Source organism: Neorhizobium galegae, assembly GCF_021391675.1.
In the GTDB taxonomy this organism is placed as follows: Bacteria; Pseudomonadota; Alphaproteobacteria; order Rhizobiales; family Rhizobiaceae; genus Neorhizobium; species Neorhizobium galegae_B.
The window spans coordinates 2,083,888-2,104,375 of the sequence record NZ_CP090095.1 but is presented as its reverse complement, the minus strand read 5'-3'; the positions used below and the strand labels follow the sequence as shown (position 1 = coordinate 2,104,375).

Here is a 20,488-nt window from a genome sequence, read left to right as displayed (position 1 = left end):
CGTTGTTTAGGAAACTGCTGTGACAAATCCTTCACAAACTGCCCCGGACCGCCTGCGCGGCATGGGCCGGATCGAATTCATCGCGATGATGGCGATGCTGATGGCCATCAATTCGCTTGCCATCGACATCATGCTCCCCGGCCTGCAGGAGATCGGCGCCTCGCTTGGCGTCGCCAACGAGAACCATCGGCAATATGTAGTCTCCGCCTATCTCTTCGGCCTCGGCGCCGCGCAGATCATCTATGGACCGATCTCCGACCGTTTCGGTCGCAGGAACCCGATGCTCTTCGGCCTCGGCCTCTATTTCATCTGCGCGGTCGGCGCCGTCGTCGCGCCGTCATTCGGAGCGCTGCTGGCCCTTCGCTTCATCCAGGGTGCCGGAGCGGCCGCAACACGGGTGATTTCCATTTCGATCGTGCGCGACGTATACGGTGGTCGCGCCATGGCGGAAGTGATGTCGCTGATCATGATGGTCTTCATGGTCGTGCCGGTCATCGCGCCTGCCACCGGCCAGGTGATCATGCTGTTCGGCAACTGGCACCTGATTTTCGTGTTCATGGCCGTCGCCTCGCTCTGCATCGGCTTCTGGATGTATGCGCGCCTTCCGGAAACGCTCGATCCGGCCGATGTGCGTCCCTTCACCATTTCCTCAATCCTGCACGCCTTCCAGATCGTTCTGACCAATCGCCTCGCCCTCTGCTACACGATTGCCAGCACATTCATCTTCGGCGCCATGTTCGGCTTCATCAACTCGGCCCAACAGATTTATGTCGGGATCTACGATGTCGGCGTCTGGTTTCCGCTGGTCTTCGCCTGCGTGGCGGTGTTCATGTCTGCGGCATCCTTCCTGAACGCCCGGTTTGTCGGGCGTTTCGGCATGCGGCGCCTTTCGCACGGCTCGCTGCTTGGCTTTATCGGCATCACATTCGTTTGGATGCTCGTACAGATCTTCGGGCCTCAACCCATGCCGCTCGTGATCTTCATCGTGTTTTTCGGGCTCTCCATGTTCCAGTTCGGTTGGATCGGCTCGAATTTCAATTCGCTTGCCATGGAGCCGCTCGGCCATGTCGCCGGAACGGCGTCCGCCGTACTCGGCTTCATGAGCACGGTCGGCGGAGCGCTGATCGGCGTCGCGATCGGCCAGGCCTTCAACGATACGGCACTGCCCCTGGTCGCAGGCTTCTTTACTGTCTCGATCATCGGGCTGATCTTCGTGCTGATCGGCGAGAAAGGAAAACTCTTCCAGCCGCAAAATCCGAAGATCTGAGGCATTTCACCCCACAAAAAAGGCCGGAGCGATCCGGCCTTTTCTTCTGATGGCCGCTATTTCAGTGGCCGATGATCTCGTGGCGCAGCATCTGCCAGCTTTCCTTGTCGGTGGCGAGCAGCAGCCCGCCGTCGACATGGTGCGGCATGTAAGGAGAGCCGTCGAAGCGCGCCACATAACCGCCCGCCTCCGTGCCGATCAGCGTGCCGGCCAGATGGTCCCAGGGCATCAGCTTGTTGTAGAGCACGAACTGCACGTGGCCGCCGGCAAACGTGCGGTATTCATGGGCCGAGCAGCGATAGTTGGCGAAGAACCGGACCTTGGCGAGATTGCCGAGGATCCGCTCGCGCTCGCCGCCGAAGAAATATCCGGGTGACGCCATGCCGATCATGGCTTCGATCGGCCGGGCGTCGGCGACCGAAAGCCGGATCGCCTCGCCGTCCGGCCGCCTCATGAACGCGCCGGCGCCCCTTTCCGCCATCACCCAGTCGTCGCCCATCGGATCGTAGATGATCCCGGCGACCGTCTCACCCTTCCAGACGACCGAGGCCATGACGCCGAAGGCCGGGATGCCGGAGGCGAAATTGAACGTGCCGTCGACCGGATCGACGACGACCGCGAACTCCGCATCGGCGAGCTTGGCGAGCAGCGACGGATCGGCCGCCACCGATTCCTCGCCGATGAAGAGCGCGCCGGGCGCAAAAGCTTCCAGCTCGCGGCGGATCATCCGCTCGGCGGCCTCGTCGGCCTCGGTTACCAGGTCGGACGGCTCGCTCTTTGAACGTACATCGCCGCTGCCGAGCCGCCGGAAACGCGGCAGGATTTCGGCCTTGGCAGCAAGGCGCAGAAGATCGGCAAGCTTCGTGATGTCGAGCGGAAGGGTCATGACAATGGTCTCAGTTCGGGAGGTTCTCGGTTCGGGAAGAATTCAGAGGCTTTGAGCGGCTTGCAGGCCGGAGAAATCGAAGAGTTTCGGATCGAGCAGGTGCGACGGGTTCACGTGGGCGAGCGCGCGCAGCATCGTATCCTTGCGGCCCGGCATGCGGGCCTCGATATCGGCAAGCATCGCCTTCATCGCATTGCGCTGCAGGCCATCCTGCGAGCCGCAGAGATCACACGGGATGATCGGGAACTGCATGGCGGCGGCGAATTTGGCCAGATCGTCCTCGGCGCAATAGGCAAGCGGCCTCAGCACCATCACGTCGCCCTCGTCGTTCAAGAGCTTTGCCGGCATGCCGGCAAGCCTGCCCCCATGGAAAAAATTCATGAAAAAGGTTTCGAGGATGTCTTCCCGGTGGTGGCCGAGCACCAAGGCGTCACAGCCCTCTTCGCGGGCGATGCGGTAAAGGTTGCCGCGCCGAAGCCTGGAACAGAGCGAGCAATAGGTAGCGCCTTCCGGCACCTTTTCCTTCACGATCGAATAGGTATCGCGATATTCGATGCGGTGCTTCACGCCGATCGAGGTCAGATAGTCCGGCAGCACGTGCTTGGGGAAATTCGGCTGGCCCTGGTCGAGATTGCAGGCGAGGAGTTCGACCGGGAGCAGACCGCGCCATTGCAGATCGAGCAGCACGGCGAGCAGAGAATAGGAATCCTTGCCGCCGGAGACACCGACCAGCCAGCGTTTCTGGCCATTGAGCATGCCGAAGTCGTCGAACGCCTGCCGTACCTGTCTGAGCAGGCGCTTGCGCAGCTTGTTGAACGAGACGGAACTCGGCGCATCGCGAAAGAGCGCTGGCACCAGACCGTTGCCGGTCTCGTCCAGCTCATCATCGATTTTGGCCGTCACGCCCATTTGTTTTTTCCTTGAAACCAAAAAGCGGGCCGAGCCCGCTTTTCCTGTCGATGATCAGGCCCCGAGAGCGGCTGCCACCGCGTCGAGCGCCTCGTTCGCCTTGGCGCCATCGGGTCCACCGGCCTGGGCCATGTCCGGACGGCCGCCGCCGCCCTTGCCGCCGAGCGCCACGGATGCGATCCGGACCAGATCCACGGCGCTGAACCGACCGACGAGATCCGGCGTGACCGCAACCACGGCGCTCGCCTTGCCGTCTTCCGAAACGCCGATCAACGTGACGACGCCAGAGCCGAGGCTCGCCTTGCCTTCGTCCGCCAGGCCCTTGAGGTCCTTGGCGTCGATGCCGTTGAGCGCCTTGCCCATGAACTTGATGCCGCCGATCTCCTTGAGATCACCGGCCGAACCGCCCTGCCCGCCGCCCATCGCAAGCCTGCGCCTGGCATCCGCCAGTTCCTTCTCGAGCTTGCGGCGCTCGTCGATCAGCGCTTCGACGCGCGAAACCAATTCCGCCGGCTGCACCTTCAAGGCGCCTGCGAGCGTTTTCACGCGCTCGTCCTGTTCGGCGAGATAAGCCCGTGCAGCCTCCCCCGTCACCGCCTCGACACGACGAACGCCCGCACCGACTGCGCTTTCGCCGAGAACGCGGACCAAGCCGATATCACCGGTCGCGTTGACATGCGTGCCACCGCAGAGTTCGACCGAATAGGGCTTGCCGGCCTTCGGACCTTCGATCGCCTTGCCCATCGCAACAACGCGAACTTCATCACCGTATTTTTCGCCGAATAGCGCCATAGCGCCTTCCGCGATCGCGTCGTCGACGCTCATCAGGCGTGTCGTGACCGGCGCATTCTGGAGGATGATGGCGTTCGCCATGTCCTCGACCTTCTGCAATTCCTCGGCCGACATCGGCTTCGGATGCGAGACGTCGAAACGCAGGCGCTCGGGCGCTACCAGCGAACCCTTCTGGGCCACATGGGTGCCGAGCACTTCACGAAGCGCCTCATGCAGCAGATGGGTGGCCGAATGGTTGGAACGCAGGCGCGAGCGACGGTCGTGATCGACCGTCAGCGCTGCGGCATCACCAACCTTCAACGTGCCCTCGGTCACGGTGGCGATGTGGACGAATACGCCCTCGCCCTTCTTCTGGGTATCCGAGACAGTGAGCTTGGCATTGTCCGTCGAGATCACCCCGGTATCGCCCATCTGACCGCCGGATTCGCCGTAGAAAGGCGTCTGGTTGACGACGACCTGCACCTGTTCGCCGGCCGATGCACTGGCGACCGCCTTGCCCTCGCGCACGATCGCCTGCACCACGCCTTCAGCAGTTTCCGTGTCGTAGCCGAGGAATTCGGTGGCGCCGTGCTTTTCCTTGAGCTCGAACCAGATCGTTTCCGTCGCCTTGTCGCCGGAACCGGTCCAGTGCGAGCGGGCTTCCGCCTTCTGGCGCTGCATGGCGTCGGTGAAACCGGAAATATCGACGCCGATTTCGCGGGCGCGCAAGGCATCCTGAGTGAGGTCAAGCGGGAAGCCATAGGTGTCGTAGAGCTTGAAGGCGGTCTCGCCATCCAGCATATCGCCCTTGTGAAGCGTGTTGGTCGCATCCGACAGCAACGAAAGACCGCGCTCCAGCGTCTTGCGAAAACGGTTCTCCTCGAGCTTCAGCGTTTCCGAAATCAGTGATTCCGCACGCACCAGTTCCGGATAGGCGCGGCCCATCTGCTGGATGAGCGCCGGCAGCAGCTTCCAGAGCAGCGGATCGCGGGCGCCGAGAAGCTGTGCGTGGCGCATGGCGCGGCGCATGATGCGGCGGAGCACATAACCGCGGCCTTCGTTCGAGGGCAAGACGCCGTCGGCGATCAGGAACGCGGAGGATCGCAGGTGGTCGGCGATGACGCGGTGGCTGCCGCGATGCTCGCCTTCCGCCTTGACGCCGGTCGCCTCTTCAGAGGCCGAGATCAGCGCCCGGAACAGGTCGATATCGTAATTGTCGTGCTGGCCCTGGAGGACGGCCGCAACACGCTCGAGGCCCATGCCGGTGTCGATCGACGGGCGCGGCAGGTCGATCCGCTCTTCCTTCGTCACCTGCTCATACTGCATGAAGACGAGGTTCCAGATTTCGATGAACCGGTCACCGTCCTCTTCCGGCGAACCGGGCGGTCCGCCCCATATATGGTCGCCATGGTCATAGAAGATTTCCGAGCACGGGCCGCAGGGACCGGTATCGCCCATCGCCCAGAAATTGTCGCTGGTCGGAATGCGGATGATCTTGTCATCCGAAAGACCGGCGATCTTCTTCCAGAGGTCGAAAGCCTCGTCGTCGGTGTGGTAGACGGTGACCAGGAGACGCTTGGCGTCGAGGCCGAATTCCTTGGTGATCAGGTTCCAGGCAAGCTCGATCGCATTCGCCTTGAAATAGTCACCGAAGGAGAAATTGCCGAGCATTTCGAAGAAGGTGTGGTGACGAGCGGTGTAACCGACATTGTCGAGGTCGTTGTGCTTGCCGCCGGCGCGAACACATTTCTGCGCCGTCGTCGCAGTCGAATAGGAGCGTTTCTCAAGACCGGTGAACACGTTCTTGAACTGCACCATGCCGGCATTGGTGAACATCAGCGTCGGATCGTTGCGCGGCACCAGCGGGCTTGAGGAGACGACTTCGTGCCCGTTCTTTCGGAAATAGTCGAGGAAGGTCGACCGGATTTCATTCACGCCGCTCATGCTACGCCCTTTTTACCGCCGGATGCGGTCCTATTATTCGAAAACCAAAGGCTTGTATCGCCCACACCCACAACTGTCCAGCCGCCCCACCGCCTAACCGAACGAGAAACCGGCCGCTCATCTTTCGATGGCGACCGGTTGATTGGCAGCGGCCGGAGAAAACTCCGAGTGCGGCGGGACCGCCTACATTTCGGCGGCTGTATCGCCGTCGTCAGCATCCGGACCGCCATTCTGCAGGAAGCGGTCGGCGATGAGGCCGGCATTCTGGCGGAGCGACGTCTCGATTTCGCGCGCAAGCTCCGGATTGTCGCGCAGGAACGTCTTGGCGTTCTCGCGGCCCTGGCCGAGGCGCTGGCTGTTATAGGAGAACCAGGCACCAGACTTCTCGACGATGCCGGCCTTGACGCCGAGATCGACCAGTTCGCCGGTCTTGGAAACGCCTTCGCCATACATGATGTCGAATTCGACCTGCTTGAAGGGGGGCGCCATCTTGTTCTTGACGACCTTGACGCGAGTCTGGTTGCCGACCACTTCCTCGCGTTCCTTGACCTGGCCGATACGGCGGATGTCGAGGCGAACGGAGGCGTAGAACTTCAGAGCGTTGCCGCCGGTCGTGGTTTCCGGAGAACCGAACATCACGCCGATCTTCATGCGGATCTGGTTGATGAAGATCACCATCGTATTCGACTTGGAAATCGAAGCGGTGAGCTTGCGCAGCGCCTGGCTCATCAGGCGCGCCTGAAGGCCCGGCAGGCTGTCGCCCATCTCGCCCTCGATTTCGGCGCGCGGGGTCAATGCCGCAACCGAGTCGATAACGAGGACATCGACGGCACCGGAACGGACCAGCGTGTCGGTGATTTCGAGCGCCTGCTCGCCGGTATCCGGCTGCGAGATCAGAAGGTTCTGGAGATCGACACCGAGCTTGCGGGCATAGACCGGATCGAGCGCGTGTTCAGCGTCGACGAAGGCGCAGATGCCGCCCTTCTTCTGGGCTTCGGCAATCGTCTGCAGCGCAAGGGTCGTCTTGCCCGAGCTTTCCGGACCGTAGATTTCAATGATGCGGCCCTTCGGCAGGCCGCCGATTCCCAGCGCGATATCGAGGCTGAGAGAGCCGGTCGAAACCGTCTCGATCTCAACAATGTTCTCGTTCGAACCGAGCTTCATGATCGATCCCTTACCGAAGGATCGTTCGATCTGCGACAATGCCGCTTCCAGCGCCTTGCTCTTGTCCACGCCTTTATCCTCTACCAGCCGCAATGAGTTCTGTGCCATGTTGATCCCACCTTTAGGTTATTGCCGCCGCGCAAGCAATGAAGCAGCCGATAAAGGTGATGTACCTATTTTGTTCTCATTTTGCAAGAGCCAATCAACAGGTTGACTCAAAATGAGAATTCCGGTTCCGTTCTCATCATGTTCACGCCATGTGGCATGTGGAAAATTCGCGTTTGAAAACAATCACGCGTCACTCTGCTAGGTGATAATCACGGGCCGAGAAACTTTTGGCGCGTGTGCGATTCTCAGTCCGAATCGAGGGTCTCACGTACCACTACGGCAAGCTGCTTCAGCGAGAACGGCTTCGGCAGAAAGCCGAACTTGGCACCGTCCGGCAGGTTGCGAGCAAAGGCATCCTCCGCATAACCGGAAACGAAGATGAACTTCATGTCTGGATAGGTTTTGCGCAGCTCGGTCAAAAGCGTTGGCCCGTCCATTTCCGGCATGACGACGTCGGAGACGACGATATCCACCTTGCCTTCGAGTTCGGCCAGGATATCGAGCGCCTCAACGCCGGATCCGGCCTCGTGAACCGTATAGCCGCGCGTCTCGAGCATGCGCTTGCCGCCGCGCCGTACCGCCTCCTCGTCTTCAACGAGCAGCACGACCGCCGACTTGCCGGTGAGATCGAGATCCTCGGCCGGAGGGGCGGAGACGACCGGCGCGAGAGGAACCGGCTGAGCCGGCGCGCCGGTCGCGGACGCCGCGTCATGGACGATGACCGGCGCTTCGGGAATGTGGCGTGGCAGGAAGATGCGGAAACTCGTGCCGCGTCCGACTTCCGATTCGGGATAGATATAGCCGCCCGACTGTTTGACGATGCCATAGACCATCGAGAGGCCGAGGCCGGTCCCCTTGCCTACTTCCTTGGTGGTGAAGAACGGCTCGAAGATCTTGTCCATGATTTCGGGCGAGATGCCCGTGCCGGTGTCGGAAACCTCGACCATGACGAAATCCTCGGCCGGCAGATCCGTCTGATGGAAACCGCCCGCATCCTCGGCGGATACATTGCGGGTCTTGATGAGGATCGTGCCGCCCTGGGGCATGGCGTCGCGCGCGTTGACGCAGAGGTTGATCAGCACCTGCTCGAATTGCGACAGATCGGTGCGCACCGGCCAGATATCGCGGCCGTAATCCACTTCGAGCTTCACATTGGTGCCGGAGATCAACCGGTCGACCAGCATGCGCAGATCGCCGACGACGTCGGTGAGGTTCAGCACCGCCGGCCGCATGGTCTGCTTGCGCGAGAAGGCGAGCAGCTGGCGCACCAGCACGGCGGCACGGTTGGCGTTGCGCTTGATCTCCATCAGGTCGGCAAAGCTCGCGTCGGAGGGGCGCGCCTGCAGCAGGAGATGATCGGAGGACAGAAGAATCGCCGTCAGGACGTTGTTGAAGTCGTGGGCGATACCGCCCGCCAGCGTGCCGACGGCATTGAGCTTCTGGGTCTGCGCCATCTGGGTTTCGAGCGCCTTCTGTTCCGTCGTCTCGACGGCATAGACGATCGCGGCCTCTTCCGGCGCCTCGTCGCTCTCGTCGATCACGGCGTTCACATAGAAGCGCACATAGCGGTTCTCGTCGCCGGGGTGGCGCGAATCGATCGGGGCGATATCGCCCTGGCCATCCTTGGCGGCGGCAATCGCATGCATCAGATGCTGGCGGGAATTGTCGTGCACGATGCGGTCGAGTTCGATGCCGTTATCCACGTCGTCGCGGGAAACGACGCCGGCAAACAGCTTGAGGAACGGCGCATTGATGCGCAGGATTCTCCCTTCGCCATCGACGGAGGCGATCGCCATCGGCGTATTGTTGAAGAAACGCGTGAAGCGCATCGCGGAGGCGGACTGGTCGCCCTCGCCGCCCTTTGGCCGCGCCAGCACGATGGTGCGGCTTTCGCCCGGCGCGCCGTCGCGGGTGGCGCTGACATTGTGCACCAGGCGCACGGGCAGGCTCTGGCCGTTGGTGCGGCGCAGATCGAGGTCGAGGGTCTCGGTGCGCTTCAGACCGGGTGCGGCCTGCACCGACTGGATCAGCGCCATGCCCTCGCCGGCCACGAGATCGGCGATCGTCACCGAGCGCGGCACGAACTTGGTCAGGTCGATGCCGAGCCATTCGGCAAGCGTGGCGTTCAGGTAGAAGATTTCGCCCTTCTTGCCAGCGGAGAAGAACCCGGCGGGCGCGTGGTCGAGATAGTCTATAGCGTTCTGCAGTTCGCGGAAGAACCGTTCCTGGTCGTCGCGTTCCGAGGTGATGTCGGTGATCTGCCAGATGTCGAGCTGGCCCTTGCGGCTGTCGGCGGGCGTCAGCAGCCGTGCCTTGAGACGGTACCAGTGGGCACCGGAACCGTTGCCGGTCGTCCGTCCGATCGGCTGGAGAAGCCGGAACTCCTCATGGCCTTCCCGGCCTTCGCGCAGAGCCGTCGTCAGCCGGTAGAGCGCCTCGGTCGATTCGCGGGTCTTGGATAGAAGCGCTTCGAGCGACTGCACGTTGCTCGCCTTGGTCGCACCGGTCATCCGGCCATAGGCGGCATTGGCGTAGAGAATGCGGCCCTTGGCGTCGGTGATCAGAATGCCGTCGGGATGGTTGGCCAGGAAACCGCGGGCCAGTTCGTCGGAACGCGACTGCGGCATGACCTCGACGAGGCCGATGATCGACGACACCAGGAAGAAGATGCCGACCATGGCGAGAATGCCAAGCAGGCCGAGCACCAGCTCATTGTCGAGCGCATGCTGAAACAGCACGAATCCGGCGGCCACGCCACAGAGAACGAGCGCCAGGAGAACAATCCGGATGATGGTGCCGCCACGCGTCCCTTTTTCCACCAGGGGCGCCTCGTAGTTGCCGCTCTGCTGCAACTTCGTCATCAATTCCTCGCATTTCGACCGACGCTGCGGCCATGAACATTCAGGGATCGGGAATCCCGCGATTCCTTATTAGCAAGTTGCAGGTTCAGCAAAAAGCTCTGCTGGGCCACAAAACCCGGGACAGTTTGGCGGAGTGACCTATCTTTGCTTTTCTACGCTGTTTTTCAGCGCGGGACAGTGACAGTTAGCAGCTTGCTTCGGTAGCAAAAAAGTCGTTTTTTACCGCGGCGTTCATATGAGGAGTGGCAAGAGATGTTCGAAGAGCTGATGGGCGCCTATGGAGGCCGCCTGGTGATCGCAGTCGCCGGCGTCGGCATTGGGCTTCTCGTCCTTATCGGCGTGCTCTGGCTCATCCGCAGCCGTTCCGGCCCTTCGCCTTTTGTGCGCGGCGGCAAGAACCGCCAGCCGCGGCTTCAGGTCCTGGATGCGGCGGCCGTCGATGCAAGGCGTCGCCTGGTTCTCATCCGCCGCGACGGGGTCGAACACCTGATCATGATCGGCGGGCCGACCGATATCGTCATCGAAAGCGGAATTTCGACGGCGGCACCGGCCATGCCGGCAACAGCGGCCAACCGGTTCCAGCCGATGGACATGACGGTTCCCGTTCAGGTCGCAGCCGCCATGGAAGCCCGACCGGCTGCCGTTGCCGAACCACGCCCTGCCCCGATCCCACGCCCCGCGGCTCCGGAACAGCGCGTCGAGCCGGCCCGGGAAAGCGCCGTGCCGCCGCGAGAGACGCCGCGCGCCGCTCCGCCGGTGGCTCCCACGACGGGACCGATACCGATGAGCGGTACACTCGCGCCACGACCCGCATCGCCTGCCCCGGCGAACAATGCAGCAATTCCCGAGCCGGCGGCCGCCCCCAGGATCGAACCGCCGGCCCGTCAAGCCCCGGAGGTAAAATCCGACCAGTTGCGGCCGATCGCGGCGCTGGCAGCCGCCGCGGCGGCGCCGCCTGCCTCAGTTCCCGCCCAGGTTCCGGCTTTCGACGACGCGGCCGACGTGCTCGACGCCGCCCGTGGGCGGGTCTTCCAGGAAGCACCCGAGCCGCGCGCCGTGCCGGTCAGCGCCGCGATCGTGCCGCCGGCCCTGCAATCGGCCGCCGACAAGCCGAAACAGCTCGGCAGCGACTTTGAACGGATTCTCGAAGAGGAAATGGCCAACAACCTCGCGGCCCGCGAGACCGCCGTCATCCCCCAGCCGAACCGTCAGATACAGCCGAGGAGCCCCGGCGTGCCGCCGGTCACCGGTGCCACGCCGGAACCGAGCCTGCAGTCGGAAGTTGCGCGCATCTTCGGCGAGATGTCCGTCACCCGTGACAAGTGAGCCGGCGCGAGGTTTGAATTTCCGCCAAGAAAAAAGGCACGGAAAACCGTGCCTTGAATTCGTTTCCGACTGATCGGGCGGATTATTCGTCCTTATAGACCTTTTCGCGGCGCTCGTGGCGTTCCTGTGCCTCGATCGACAGCGTGGCGATCGGACGAGCGTCGAGACGCTTGAGGCCGATCGGTTCGCCCGTTTCCTCGCAGTAACCGTAGGTGCCCTCTTCGATGCGCTGCAAGGCGGCATCGATTTTGGAAATCAGCTTGCGCTGGCGGTCACGGGCTCGAAGTTCGATAGCTCTGTCGGTTTCGGAGGAAGCCCGGTCGGCGAGATCGGGGTGGTTGGCGCTCTCTTCAGCCAGATGGCCGAGCGTTTCGCGCGCTTCTCTCAGAATGTCATTTTTCCAGGCGATCAGTTTCGCCCGGAAATACGCCTTCTGGTTTGCATTCATGAACTCATCGTTTTCAGAGAGCACATAGTTGCTAAGATCGATCTTCTCACTCAACGCGATTCTCCTGAAGAACATCTCATGCGGCGCTCTATATCCTATCCTCCCATCCGGATTCAAGCCTCGCGCTCAGTATTAAGGCATTTTTAAAACTGTCATAAAAATCCGCTAAACGGCTATTTTTTAAGCTTTTATTCTGAGCACCCGAAACTCTTCTCCACAGGAGGCTTTACCAGGGCAGGCTATTTCAGAACATCTGCGGCAGTTGACGAGTCTCGTGCCGAAAGGCTACCCATCGCTTCCATCCTCTCACTAGCGGTGCCGGGCATGACGACGATCACTCCTCCTCCTTCCCGCATCTACCTGCTGCGCCATGCCAAATCCGGCTGGGCGGAGCCGGGACAGCACGATTTCGATCGCCCTCTCGACAATCAGGGCTTCGCACAGGCCGAGATCGTTGCCGACAAGGCTGCAGATCGCAACTACCGGCCTGATATCCTTATCAGTTCCACCGCCATGCGGTGCCGCCAGACCGCCGAAGCCATCCGCCGCGCGATCAGCGAGGAGATCGAGCCTGTCTTCATCGACGAACTCTACAACGGCTCGCTCGGCACCTATCTCGCCATCCTTGCAGGCCAGCGGGACAGCAATTCGGTCATGCTCGTCGGCCACAACCCGACCATGGAAGAAGTGCTGGAAGGGCTGATCGGCGCCGAGCAGATGGTGGCGGCGGTCCCGGGCGGCTATCCTCCTGCCGGCCTCGCGGTGCTCGATTATCGCGGTTTTGTCGCCGGCTCGGATGCCGCCTGGACACTGACCGACTTCCTGACGGCCTGAACTGGACCCGAGCGACGGCTTTGCGGCCTCGCGACGGCTTCCTATATAGGCGTAAACTCTGGACCCGGAACGACGCCTTGCCGCCTTCGCTTACCAGCTTCTCGGATGACGCGCGCATCGCGCTCGACAATCTCGCCGACCGTGCCTCGGGCCTCGTGCATCCGACGATCAGGCTCGGCGTGACCGGCCTGTCGCGGGCCGGCAAGACCGTGTTCATCTCGTCCCTTGTCCACAATCTCCTGAACGGGGGCCGGTTGCCGCTCTTCGAGGCGTTCCGATCCGGCCGGATTTCCGCCGTGCGGTTGGAGCCGCAGCCGGATGATGCCATCCCGCGCTTCCAGTACGAGGACCATATCCAGGCCCTGGTGCGCGACCGCATCTGGCCGGATTCGACCCGCGCCATCTCGGAGCTGCGGATCACTCTCGACTACCAGAGTGCCAGCGGCTGGGGCCGGATGTTTTCGCGCGGCCGGCTGTCGATCGATATCGTCGATTACCCCGGCGAATGGCTGCTCGACCTGCCGCTGCTGGCGCAGGATTTTCGCACCTTCAGCGACAACACCGTGGCGCTTGCCGGCACCGGCATCCGCGAGGAATTGTCGCGGGAATGGCTGGCTCTCGCGAACGGCATAGATGCAGACGCCCCGGCTGACGAAATGACCGCGAGGCGGTTGTCGGAAGCCTTTGCGGGCTACCTCAAGGCCTGCAAGGCGGACGAGCGGTCGCTTTCGACCCTGCCGCCCGGCCGTTTCCTGATGCCCGGCGATCTCGAAGGCTCGCCGGCGCTCACTTTGCGCCGCTGCCGAACATGCCTGATGCCAAAGCGCCGAAGGGTTCGCTGCGGGCGATGATGGAGCGCCGCTACGAGGCCTACAAGAACGTCGTGGTCAAGCCGTTCTTCCGCGAGCATTTCGCGCGGCTCGACCGCCAGATCGTGCTGATCGACGCGCTGCAGGCGATCAATCGCGGACCCGAAGCGGTGCAGGATCTGGAACGGGCGCTGACCGACGTGCTCGCCTGTTTTCGGCCCGGCCACAACAGCTTCTTTTCCTCCCTGATCGGCCGCCGGATCGACAAGGTCCTGGTCGCGGCCACCAAGGCGGATCACCTGCACCACGAAAGCCATGACCGCCTGGAACGGCTCACCGGCCGGCTGGTCGATCGCGCCGTGCAGCGGATCGGCATGGCCGGCGCCGGCATCGAGGTGATGGCGATCGCATCGGTGCGCGCCACCCGCGAAGCGACCGTCAAGGAAGACAATCATCTCCTGCCGGTCATCGTCGGCACGCCGATTGCGGGCGAGATGATCAATGGTGAACGTTTTGACGGAAACAAGAAAACAGCGATATTTCCCGGTGACTTGCCGGAAAACCCTGAAGCATTCTTTCAACAGCTGGATTCCATCGACGCGGAGCTTCCGGAGATCAACGTGGTGCGCTTTCGCCCACCGGCGCTCGAAGAGGCGAATGGTGGCATGAAACTCTCGGTACCGCATATCCGGCTCGACCGCGCCATGCAGTTCCTGTTCGGAGACCGCCTCGCATGAGACCGCCCGAATCACCTCAGAACGGCAAGCGCCGACCCGCATCCTTCTCGGTCGAAGAGGAAAGTGCTGCCCGAAACGAAACCTTGCCTGTCCCTCGCCGGAGCCCGCGCAGCTTCGAGGACGGCGTTGTGGTGACGCCCGACGAACAGGATCCGTTCGTGACGCCGCCCGAACTCGCCGCAGAAGCCATCCCGGTCGCCGAGCCCCGGGCGCGCAAGAGATTCTCGTTCGTCAATCTGGCGACGGCGGCCTTCGGCACCTTCCTGTCGCTTGCCTTCGGTCTCTGGGCCGATAGCGTCATCCGCGACCTGTTCACCCGTGCCGACTGGCTTGGATATGCGGCGCTAACCGCGCTTGCCATCGGGCTCGTCGCCGTTGCCGTGATCGTCGGCCGCGAGATCTTCGGCATGATGCGGCTTTCCGCCGTCCAGACCCTGAAAGCACAAGCGGAAGAGGCGGCCCTTTCCCCTCGCCCGACCGCCGCGCGTGCCGTCGTTGCCACGCTTGCGAAACTTCTCAGTCACCGGGCGGAGACCGCCAAGGGACGCGCCAACCTCGAGGCGACGAAAGACGAGATCATCGACGGCCCGCAACTCATCGAGCTGGCCGAACGGGAGCTCCTGGCGCCGCTCGACCGCAAGGCCCGTGCTCTCATTCTCGGATCGTCCAAGCGTGTCTCGATCGTCACCGCCATCAGCCCGCGTGCCATCGTCGACCTTGCCTACGTGCTCTTTGAAGTCACGCGGCTGATCCGCGCCATGGCCGAGCTCTACGGCGGCAGGCCGGGCACGCTTGGGCTCATGAGGCTGATGCGGGACGTCATCGCCCATCTCGCCGTGACCGGCTCGATCGCCGTCGGCGACGGTGTCGCGCAACAGGTTCTGGGACACGGCCTCGCTTCGAAACTATCCAAGCGTTTGGGCGAAGGCGTGATCAACGGTCTGCTGACTGCGCGAATCGGCATCGCCGCCATGGATCTCTGCCGGCCGCTGCCCTTCCGGGCGGTCAAAAGGCCCGGAATCAGCGATTTCATCTCGGATATCGCGACTGTCGGCGGGCGGAAAGATGAACAATAGAGTGTCCGACCATGGCTCAGACCCGGCCATGGTCACCAGTCGTTAACCATTCCCACCTAAATTACGGGACACTTAAAGCTGCTGCTCGTCAGGGGAAAGTTCATGTATTCGCGCTTCTTTTCGCTTCTGGGCGGGTTCGCCATTCTGACAGTCGCGACCACTTCCGCCATGGCGCCGCAGGCTGAAGCCGCTCCGCGCGACAAGGCTTTCTTCCAGTCGGTCGCCGGCGTCTGGAAAGGTCCCGGCGAAATCGTCGCCGGCAAATACAAGGGCACGAAATTCAGTTGCAACCTGACCGGTGCAGCGATCCCCGACAGCGATGTCGGCATCAAGCTCGATGGGACCTGCCGTGTCGGCGTGTTCCAGCAGCCGATGTCGGCCACCATCACCCAGAGCGGCCGCGGTTACACCGGCAAGTTCCTGGACGGCGCCGAGGGCAAGGGACTGGACATCATTTCCGGCTCGGTCAGCGGCGACAAGGTCGTCATGGGCATCAACCGCAATCAGCTCAACGGCGCGATGGTCGCCAGCCTGCGCGGCGAGAACAAGATGAACATTACCATCTCGATCAAGGTCGAAGACCAGATGGTTCCGGTGATCGGGCTCAGCCTCGACCGCGACATGGATTCGATCGCCGTCGGTTCGATCCAACAATAAGACAACAAAGGGCGCCTCAGGCGCCCTGCCACCAGTCCTGGCTGTCCTGCGCGATCTTGATGCCGGCAGTATCGGCGCCGTCAAGCCAGTCGCGCACTTTCCTTCCCTTCACCAGAAGATCCGGGGCGATGTCGGCAAGCGGCATCATCACGAAGCCGCGGTCGGTCATGCGCGGATGCGGCACTTCCAGTTTTTCGCTTCTCTGCTCGCGCGCCCCATAGGTCAGGATATCGATATCGATGGTGCGTGGTCCCCAGCGCTCCAGGCGAACGCGCTTCATGCCGCGCTCGATCGACAGACAGACGTCCAGCAGGTCCTCCGGCTCCAATGAAGTCTCCACCAGGACGCAGCAGTTGAAGAAATCCGCCTGGTCGGTCTTGCCCCAGGGCGGGGTCGAATAGAGTTTCGAGACGGCAAGAACGCGGCAGTCCTCGCGCCCATCGAGCTGCCTGAGCGCCTCGGCCATGGACGACGGCGGATCGCCGATATTGCCGCCGAGCCCCAGAGCCGCGACCTCGACTGTCTTTTCAGGCGAAATGCTCAACACGCACCTCCGCATAATCGAGGATGCCGGGGATCGGCACGCTCGGCTTGCGCACGGCGATCTCTGCCCGGCGGATCTGCGGCGACCAGGCGCAGAGCGCCTTGGCGATGTCCTTGGCGAGCGTCTCGATGAGGTTGCGGCGGTGGCCGGTCACCACCTTCTCGACGATTTCGTAGGCGATGCCGTAATGCACCGTGCTCGCGACATCGTCGTTTTCGAGTGCCTCGTCCGCCTCGACGTCCATGATGACGTCGATGAAGAAACGCTGGCCGAGCGTGGCCTCCTGCTCGAAAGCGCCATGCTTGGCGTAGAACGCACAGTTCTTCAGCGTGATCGTGTAGGTCGCCATCAAAGGCCCTCTCTTTCTTCATGCACGGAGGCTGCGGCGAGAACCGCATCGGCCATTGCCAGCGCATCGCGATTGGCGGCAACGTTGTGGACACGGAAGATCGAAGCCCCCGCTAAGCGCAGGATCGCCGTGGTCGCGGCGGTGCCGACGTCGCGCTCGTTCGCCTTTTCTCGTCCCGTCAGGGCGCCGATGAACCGTTTGCGCGAAGTGCCGGCGAGGAGCGGGAAGCCGAGCCTATGCAGTTCGGCAAAACGCGCCATCAATTCCATGTCGTCGTCACGGTCCTTGGCAAAGCCGAAACCCGGATCAAGCACGATCGCCTCGTCGGAAATGCCGGCGCTGCGAGCGATCTCGAGAGACTGCCGCAGGAAAAATTCCTGGTCGGCGATCTGATCGGACCGCTTTTCCTGCTCGCGGCCGCGGCCGGTATGCATGATGCAGACACCGGCAGATGTTTGAGCCGCAACGGTCGCGATCTCCGGCTCACGCTGCAGGCCGTGGACGTCGTTGATGACATGGGCACCCGCCGCCATCGCCAGGCGAGCGGTTTCGGCGCGGTAGGTATCGATCGAGATCAGCGCATCGGTCTCCGCGGCGAGTCTTTCGATCACCGGCAGGACGCGATCCTGCTCTTCCGCCGCCGTCACCTCGGCGGCGCCAGGCCTAGTCGACTCGCCGCCGATATCGAGGATAGCGGCGCCCTCCCGGATGCAGGAAACGGCGTGAGCCACCGCGGCATCCAGGTTTGCGTAGTTTCCGCCGTCGGAAAAGGAATCGGGCGTGATGTTGATGATCGCCATAATCTGGCCTTGGCGACCCAGTTCAAGAACACGGCCCCGCCCGACACGCCAGGTTCTGTTGCGCTGCGATATCACCGGATGGCCGTCTTTCGAAGGGTAACGCAAAATTTGATGCCTTTGTGTTGCGCTCAGGCTGGCTATGCCCCAAGGTCCCCATAAGTTCAACGTCGCAGGCCATAGAATGTTCTCCATGCGCAGAGTCCGCCGGTTTTTCGGTGTCTTTCTTCTCCTCTGCGTGATCCCTGCGACGGCCATGGCAGAACCAATCATCAACAAGACCTATTCCTATTTCCGGATCGGTGGGCGCACGGCCGAGGACCTCGACAAGGAACTGGAGAGCCGCGGCCCTCTCACCCGCAGCACCGGCCATCGCCATCCCGGCGCCACCGAAATCAAGTTCGGCGGCGACGTCACCTATGTGGAAAGGGGCGGGCGCTGTTCGGTCGGCGGCGCGCGTGTGACACTCCGAACCCACATCATCCTGCCGCGCTGGGGCAATCGCGGCCGTGCCACCGCCGATCTCGGCTTCATCTGGGATACTTTGTCGAAGGACATCAAGCGCCACGAGGAGCGGCATGCGGAAATCGCCCGCAACCACGCGCGCCAACTCGAACGGGAACTGCTTGGCCTCCCCGCCAACAGAACCTGCGATGCGCTGGAAAGACAGGTGGCGGAGACGACCCGCCGTGGTCTTGAGACGCATGACCGGGAGCAGCTGCGGTTCGACCAGATCGAGGCGGCCAATTTCGACGCGCGGATGATTCGGCTGCTGCAGTATCGCCTGAAGCGATCCGGCAATTGATCCGCTTTTTGGGGTGAATCAACCCGACCAACCGTGCCCAGGCTTTTGCGGAGCTTGCATCATCCCTCGTCAATGACGGGTGATTTATGGTGATAGTCTAAAATAGAAATTTCGGATACAACCTAAGACATAGCTTACCTACCAACGCTTCGAAAAACGAGGCAAATGAGGTAGATAGCCGCAGGATCAGCGTACCTTTCCGGTTTTCGAACCGATGTGTCGGACGCGGTTGTTTCAGGTGTTCCTGAGTTTGGTTTCCGGTGTTTTAGTTCTCCTGGCGCGTCTTCAAGCCGCAGGTGGTTCCTCCCTCCCCTGCTGGTGATGCGCCCGCCTGGCCTCGCTTGCCGCTTTTGCGGAGCGAGGCTTTTTTTTGCCCGTAAACGGGCGATCGGGAAAAGACGATCAGGCCACGATCAGGCTTGGCGCTCGGGCACGTTGACCACGAGCCCGTCGAGATCCGCCTTGACCTTGATCTGACAGGAAAGGCGCGAGGTCGGCTTCACCTCGAAGGCGAAGTCGAGCATGTCTTCCTCCATGGGAGCCGGCGGGCCGACCCTTTCGGTCCAGGCCTCGTCGACATAGACATGACAGGTGGCGCAGGCGCAGGCGCCACCGCATTCGGCCTCGATGCCGGGGACGGAATTGCGAACCGCATTCTCCATAACGGTGGAGCCTGGCTCGGCTTCGATATCGAAACGCGTTCCGTCAAAGGCAACGATGGTCAGTTTCGTCATGATAGGGAAATCCGGAATGTTGAAGGTCAGGGCACACTATTTGAGCGTGCTGTCTTCCAATAAAACCCCGGCGCAGTCAATATTTCGGGGCGCCGCCGGCTGTTCAATCGGCGCCTCGCCCAACCGATTGGCCGAATCGCTCAGCGGCAGAGTTTGTTGATGAAGTTTTCGGCCTCGATGACTGCGGCAGCGACCGCGGCCCGCAACGAGGCGTCGGAGGCATTGTCTTCAAGGCGCTCGGCAGCGGTGGAAACCTTGAAGGCACCGACTGCACCGGCAGCGCCCTTCAGGCGGTGTGCGGCTGCGACGACGTAGGCGCTATCGGCGCTTGATATATCGTGCAGTGCGCGGCGTGCCTGGCGTGCAAACATCTGGAGCACTTCGACTTCAAGGCTTTTGTCGCCCATGGTCTGGGTCGCGAGATGGACGAGGTCAATCGGACGGGACTGCGAGGGGCAAGCGCCCCGGAGCGTTTCCGGAGCTTCGAACGCGATACTGACGGCTGCCATTGCCATGAACCTGTTTTCCCTGTTGCTCTTCTGATAATGTCCCGAATTGTGCGGGCCAATCGGAGCTATCCCGTTAAATTCCGGCACAATCTGGGCCGGTTTCTTCCCATATGGTTAATTTCTGCTAAGCTCCCGGGATTTTAGGGGTTTTGCATCTTCGTATGGTTTAAATTCTGTTAACAACATTCCACGGCATCATTCGAAGGCAGGCGTCATAATTGTGCAGGGTGGCCGAATGTGCCACTACAATACGCCTAAGGTGGCGAGGAATATCGTCCTTTTGCCCCGGATGGTAGGTTGGTAAGCTTTCATTATCATCCGTTTGAAAGAACGGCCATCCGACTTGAAAATGAATAGGAAACTGGAAATCCGCTTTGTGGGTGGAGAGTTTCCGGCAGGCAGCGTTCCATCTGTCGGTCTGCGGGCGGCAGCGCGTCAGATGGGATTTGCCGGGCGAGTATGTAACGAGGCGTAACCGCATGGCAAAGAACCCTAGCAGCGAGTCGATCGATGAGACGGCGTTCCAGGCGTTGGAAGATGCCCTAAAAATCAACTTCAACGATGATCAGTCGCGCCCTAGATCAGTGCCCCATGCCTCGGAGGCAAGAGTGTCAGACACTAACAAACCGCGTCAGACCCAGTATCAGGACGATGCCGCCGAATCATACAGATCGGCAGCCACCGAAACCGCTGCAAAGTCTCCCACATTCCAGCCCGCCAACGATGCGGGCAAACGCAGTTCGACTGCGATCCTGCGGACGCTGGAAGGCGGCGCGATGCGCTCGTCCATCCGCAATGCGGTGATCGTCTCGATCCTCTGGGCAATCGGCGGCATCGCGCTCGGACAGATGATCTACGGCAACCAGCTCTGGCAGATCACCTCGGTCGAAGGCGTTCTCGCCGCTCCCGGCATCGTCGCGCTGGCGGTCTGTATCCTCATTCCGATCATGCTG

17 protein-coding genes and 1 pseudogene are annotated in these 20,488 nt (G+C 61.9%); 7 read left to right on the top strand and 11 right to left on the bottom strand.

Annotated elements, in window-relative coordinates:
* Nucleotides 1-19 precede the first annotated feature (19 nt).
* A complete protein-coding gene (locus tag LZK81_RS10510) occupies nucleotides 20-1,267 on the top strand; it encodes a multidrug effflux MFS transporter (protein ID WP_418936486.1) in 1,248 nt (415 codons plus the stop codon).
* 61 nt (nucleotides 1,268-1,328) lie between these two features.
* Here LZK81_RS10510 and LZK81_RS10505 read toward each other — a convergent pair whose 3' ends face one another.
* The 5 genes from LZK81_RS10505 to cckA all read right to left on the bottom strand — a co-directional run bounded on the left by LZK81_RS10505 (nucleotide 1,329) and on the right by cckA (nucleotide 9,910).
* On the bottom strand, nucleotides 1,329-2,153 hold the full coding sequence (locus LZK81_RS10505) for an inositol monophosphatase family protein (RefSeq protein ID WP_233956199.1): 825 nt from the start codon (nucleotides 2,151-2,153) through the stop codon (nucleotides 1,329-1,331).
* A gap of 42 nt (nucleotides 2,154-2,195) precedes the next feature.
* On the bottom strand, nucleotides 2,196-3,062 hold the full coding sequence (ttcA, locus tag LZK81_RS10500) for a tRNA 2-thiocytidine(32) synthetase TtcA (RefSeq protein WP_046611591.1): 867 nt from the start codon (nucleotides 3,060-3,062) through the stop codon (nucleotides 2,196-2,198).
* A 54-nt stretch (nucleotides 3,063-3,116) separates the two neighbouring features.
* The gene (gene alaS / locus LZK81_RS10495) at nucleotides 3,117-5,777 is read right to left on the bottom strand and encodes an alanine--tRNA ligase (protein WP_233956197.1); all 2,661 of its coding nucleotides are present in this window, start codon (nucleotides 5,775-5,777) and stop codon (nucleotides 3,117-3,119) included.
* A 183-nt stretch (nucleotides 5,778-5,960) separates the two neighbouring features.
* Nucleotides 5,961-7,049 (bottom strand): recombinase RecA, encoded by a 1,089-nt coding sequence (recA, locus tag LZK81_RS10490; RefSeq protein ID WP_046606775.1) that lies wholly within the window; start codon nucleotides 7,047-7,049, stop codon nucleotides 5,961-5,963.
* Between the two features lie 245 nt (nucleotides 7,050-7,294).
* On the bottom strand, nucleotides 7,295-9,910 hold the full coding sequence (gene cckA / locus LZK81_RS10485) for a cell cycle histidine kinase CckA (protein WP_046611593.1): 2,616 nt from the start codon (nucleotides 9,908-9,910) through the stop codon (nucleotides 7,295-7,297).
* A gap of 252 nt (nucleotides 9,911-10,162) precedes the next feature.
* Between cckA and LZK81_RS10480 the strand changes: the two genes are divergently transcribed.
* A complete protein-coding gene (locus LZK81_RS10480; RefSeq protein WP_233956195.1) occupies nucleotides 10,163-11,236 on the top strand; it encodes a flagellar biosynthetic protein FliO in 1,074 nt (357 codons plus the stop codon).
* Between the two features lie 82 nt (nucleotides 11,237-11,318).
* On the opposite strand, the gene dksA is transcribed toward LZK81_RS10480, so the two are convergent.
* Nucleotides 11,319-11,738: an RNA polymerase-binding protein DksA gene (gene dksA, locus LZK81_RS10475; RefSeq protein ID WP_046608133.1), complete on the bottom strand. Its 420-nt coding sequence runs from the start codon at nucleotides 11,736-11,738 to the stop codon at nucleotides 11,319-11,321.
* A 270-nt stretch (nucleotides 11,739-12,008) separates the two neighbouring features.
* Here dksA and LZK81_RS10470 point away from each other — a divergent pair, with 270 nt between their 5' ends.
* The 4 genes and pseudogenes from LZK81_RS10470 (at nucleotide 12,009) to LZK81_RS10455 (ending at nucleotide 15,797) form a co-directional block, all read left to right on the top strand.
* On the top strand, nucleotides 12,009-12,518 hold the full coding sequence (locus LZK81_RS10470) for a SixA phosphatase family protein (RefSeq protein ID WP_046608127.1): 510 nt from the start codon (nucleotides 12,009-12,011) through the stop codon (nucleotides 12,516-12,518).
* Nucleotides 12,519-12,595: 77 nt separating this feature from the next.
* Nucleotides 12,596-14,064, top strand: a pseudogene (locus LZK81_RS10465) (YcjX family protein).
* On the top strand, nucleotides 14,061-15,140 hold the full coding sequence (locus LZK81_RS10460; RefSeq protein ID WP_233956193.1) for a YcjF family protein: 1,080 nt from the start codon (nucleotides 14,061-14,063) through the stop codon (nucleotides 15,138-15,140). The pseudogene LZK81_RS10465 and the gene LZK81_RS10460 overlap by 4 nt, the downstream one beginning before the upstream one ends.
* 102 nt (nucleotides 15,141-15,242) lie before the next feature.
* Complete coding sequence (locus LZK81_RS10455; protein ID WP_046608124.1) at nucleotides 15,243-15,797, top strand: hypothetical protein; 555 nt, start codon at nucleotides 15,243-15,245, stop codon at nucleotides 15,795-15,797.
* A 16-nt stretch (nucleotides 15,798-15,813) separates the two neighbouring features.
* Here LZK81_RS10455 and folK read toward each other — a convergent pair whose 3' ends face one another.
* The 3 genes from folK to folP are packed head-to-tail and all read right to left on the bottom strand — an operon-like array spanning nucleotide 15,814 to nucleotide 17,490.
* Complete coding sequence (gene folK, locus LZK81_RS10450; protein ID WP_233956192.1) at nucleotides 15,814-16,356, bottom strand: 2-amino-4-hydroxy-6-hydroxymethyldihydropteridine diphosphokinase; 543 nt, start codon at nucleotides 16,354-16,356, stop codon at nucleotides 15,814-15,816.
* Nucleotides 16,325-16,690: a dihydroneopterin aldolase gene (gene folB / locus LZK81_RS10445; RefSeq protein ID WP_046626632.1), complete on the bottom strand. Its 366-nt coding sequence runs from the start codon at nucleotides 16,688-16,690 to the stop codon at nucleotides 16,325-16,327. Before folB ends, folK begins: the two co-directional genes overlap by 32 nt.
* The gene (gene folP / locus LZK81_RS10440; RefSeq protein ID WP_233956190.1) at nucleotides 16,690-17,490 is read right to left on the bottom strand and encodes a dihydropteroate synthase; all 801 of its coding nucleotides are present in this window, start codon (nucleotides 17,488-17,490) and stop codon (nucleotides 16,690-16,692) included. The genes folB and folP overlap by 1 nt, the downstream gene beginning before the upstream one ends.
* 253 nt (nucleotides 17,491-17,743) lie before the next feature.
* On the opposite strand from folP, the gene LZK81_RS10435 reads away from it, so the two are divergent.
* A complete protein-coding gene (locus LZK81_RS10435; protein WP_233956189.1) occupies nucleotides 17,744-18,292 on the top strand; it encodes a DUF922 domain-containing Zn-dependent protease in 549 nt (182 codons plus the stop codon).
* 413 nt (nucleotides 18,293-18,705) lie between these two features.
* Here LZK81_RS10435 and LZK81_RS10430 read toward each other — a convergent pair whose 3' ends face one another.
* Complete coding sequence (locus LZK81_RS10430; protein WP_233956187.1) at nucleotides 18,706-19,026, bottom strand: 2Fe-2S iron-sulfur cluster-binding protein; 321 nt, start codon at nucleotides 19,024-19,026, stop codon at nucleotides 18,706-18,708.
* A gap of 140 nt (nucleotides 19,027-19,166) precedes the next feature.
* Nucleotides 19,167-19,535, bottom strand: a complete 369-nt coding sequence (locus LZK81_RS10425) for an Hpt domain-containing protein (RefSeq protein ID WP_046608130.1) — start codon at nucleotides 19,533-19,535, stop codon at nucleotides 19,167-19,169.
* Nucleotides 19,536-20,488 lie beyond the last annotated feature (953 nt).

Coding starts and splice junctions, on each gene's coding strand:
- alaS (WP_233956197.1), bottom strand. CDS start 5,777: ATGAGCGGCGTGAATGAAATCCGGTCGACCTTCCTCGACTATTTCCGA.
- LZK81_RS10455 (WP_046608124.1), top strand. CDS start 15,243: ATGTATTCGCGCTTCTTTTCGCTTCTGGGCGGGTTCGCCATTCTGACA.
- LZK81_RS10460 (WP_233956193.1), top strand. CDS start 14,061: ATGAGACCGCCCGAATCACCTCAGAACGGCAAGCGCCGACCCGCATCC.
- LZK81_RS10425 (WP_046608130.1), bottom strand. CDS start 19,535: ATGGCAGCCGTCAGTATCGCGTTCGAAGCTCCGGAAACGCTCCGGGGC.
- LZK81_RS10470 (WP_046608127.1), top strand. CDS start 12,009: ATGACGACGATCACTCCTCCTCCTTCCCGCATCTACCTGCTGCGCCAT.
- folB (WP_046626632.1), bottom strand. CDS start 16,690: ATGGCGACCTACACGATCACGCTGAAGAACTGTGCGTTCTACGCCAAG.
- folK (WP_233956192.1), bottom strand. CDS start 16,356: ATGCGGAGGTGCGTGTTGAGCATTTCGCCTGAAAAGACAGTCGAGGTC.
- LZK81_RS10430 (WP_233956187.1), bottom strand. CDS start 19,026: ATGACGAAACTGACCATCGTTGCCTTTGACGGAACGCGTTTCGATATC.
- LZK81_RS10505 (WP_233956199.1), bottom strand. CDS start 2,153: ATGACCCTTCCGCTCGACATCACGAAGCTTGCCGATCTTCTGCGCCTT.
- LZK81_RS10435 (WP_233956189.1), top strand. CDS start 17,744: ATGGCAGAACCAATCATCAACAAGACCTATTCCTATTTCCGGATCGGT.
- recA (WP_046606775.1), bottom strand. CDS start 7,049: ATGGCACAGAACTCATTGCGGCTGGTAGAGGATAAAGGCGTGGACAAG.
- cckA (WP_046611593.1), bottom strand. CDS start 9,910: ATGACGAAGTTGCAGCAGAGCGGCAACTACGAGGCGCCCCTGGTGGAA.
- LZK81_RS10480 (WP_233956195.1), top strand. CDS start 10,163: ATGTTCGAAGAGCTGATGGGCGCCTATGGAGGCCGCCTGGTGATCGCA.
- ttcA (WP_046611591.1), bottom strand. CDS start 3,062: ATGGGCGTGACGGCCAAAATCGATGATGAGCTGGACGAGACCGGCAAC.
- folP (WP_233956190.1), bottom strand. CDS start 17,490: ATGGCGATCATCAACATCACGCCCGATTCCTTTTCCGACGGCGGAAAC.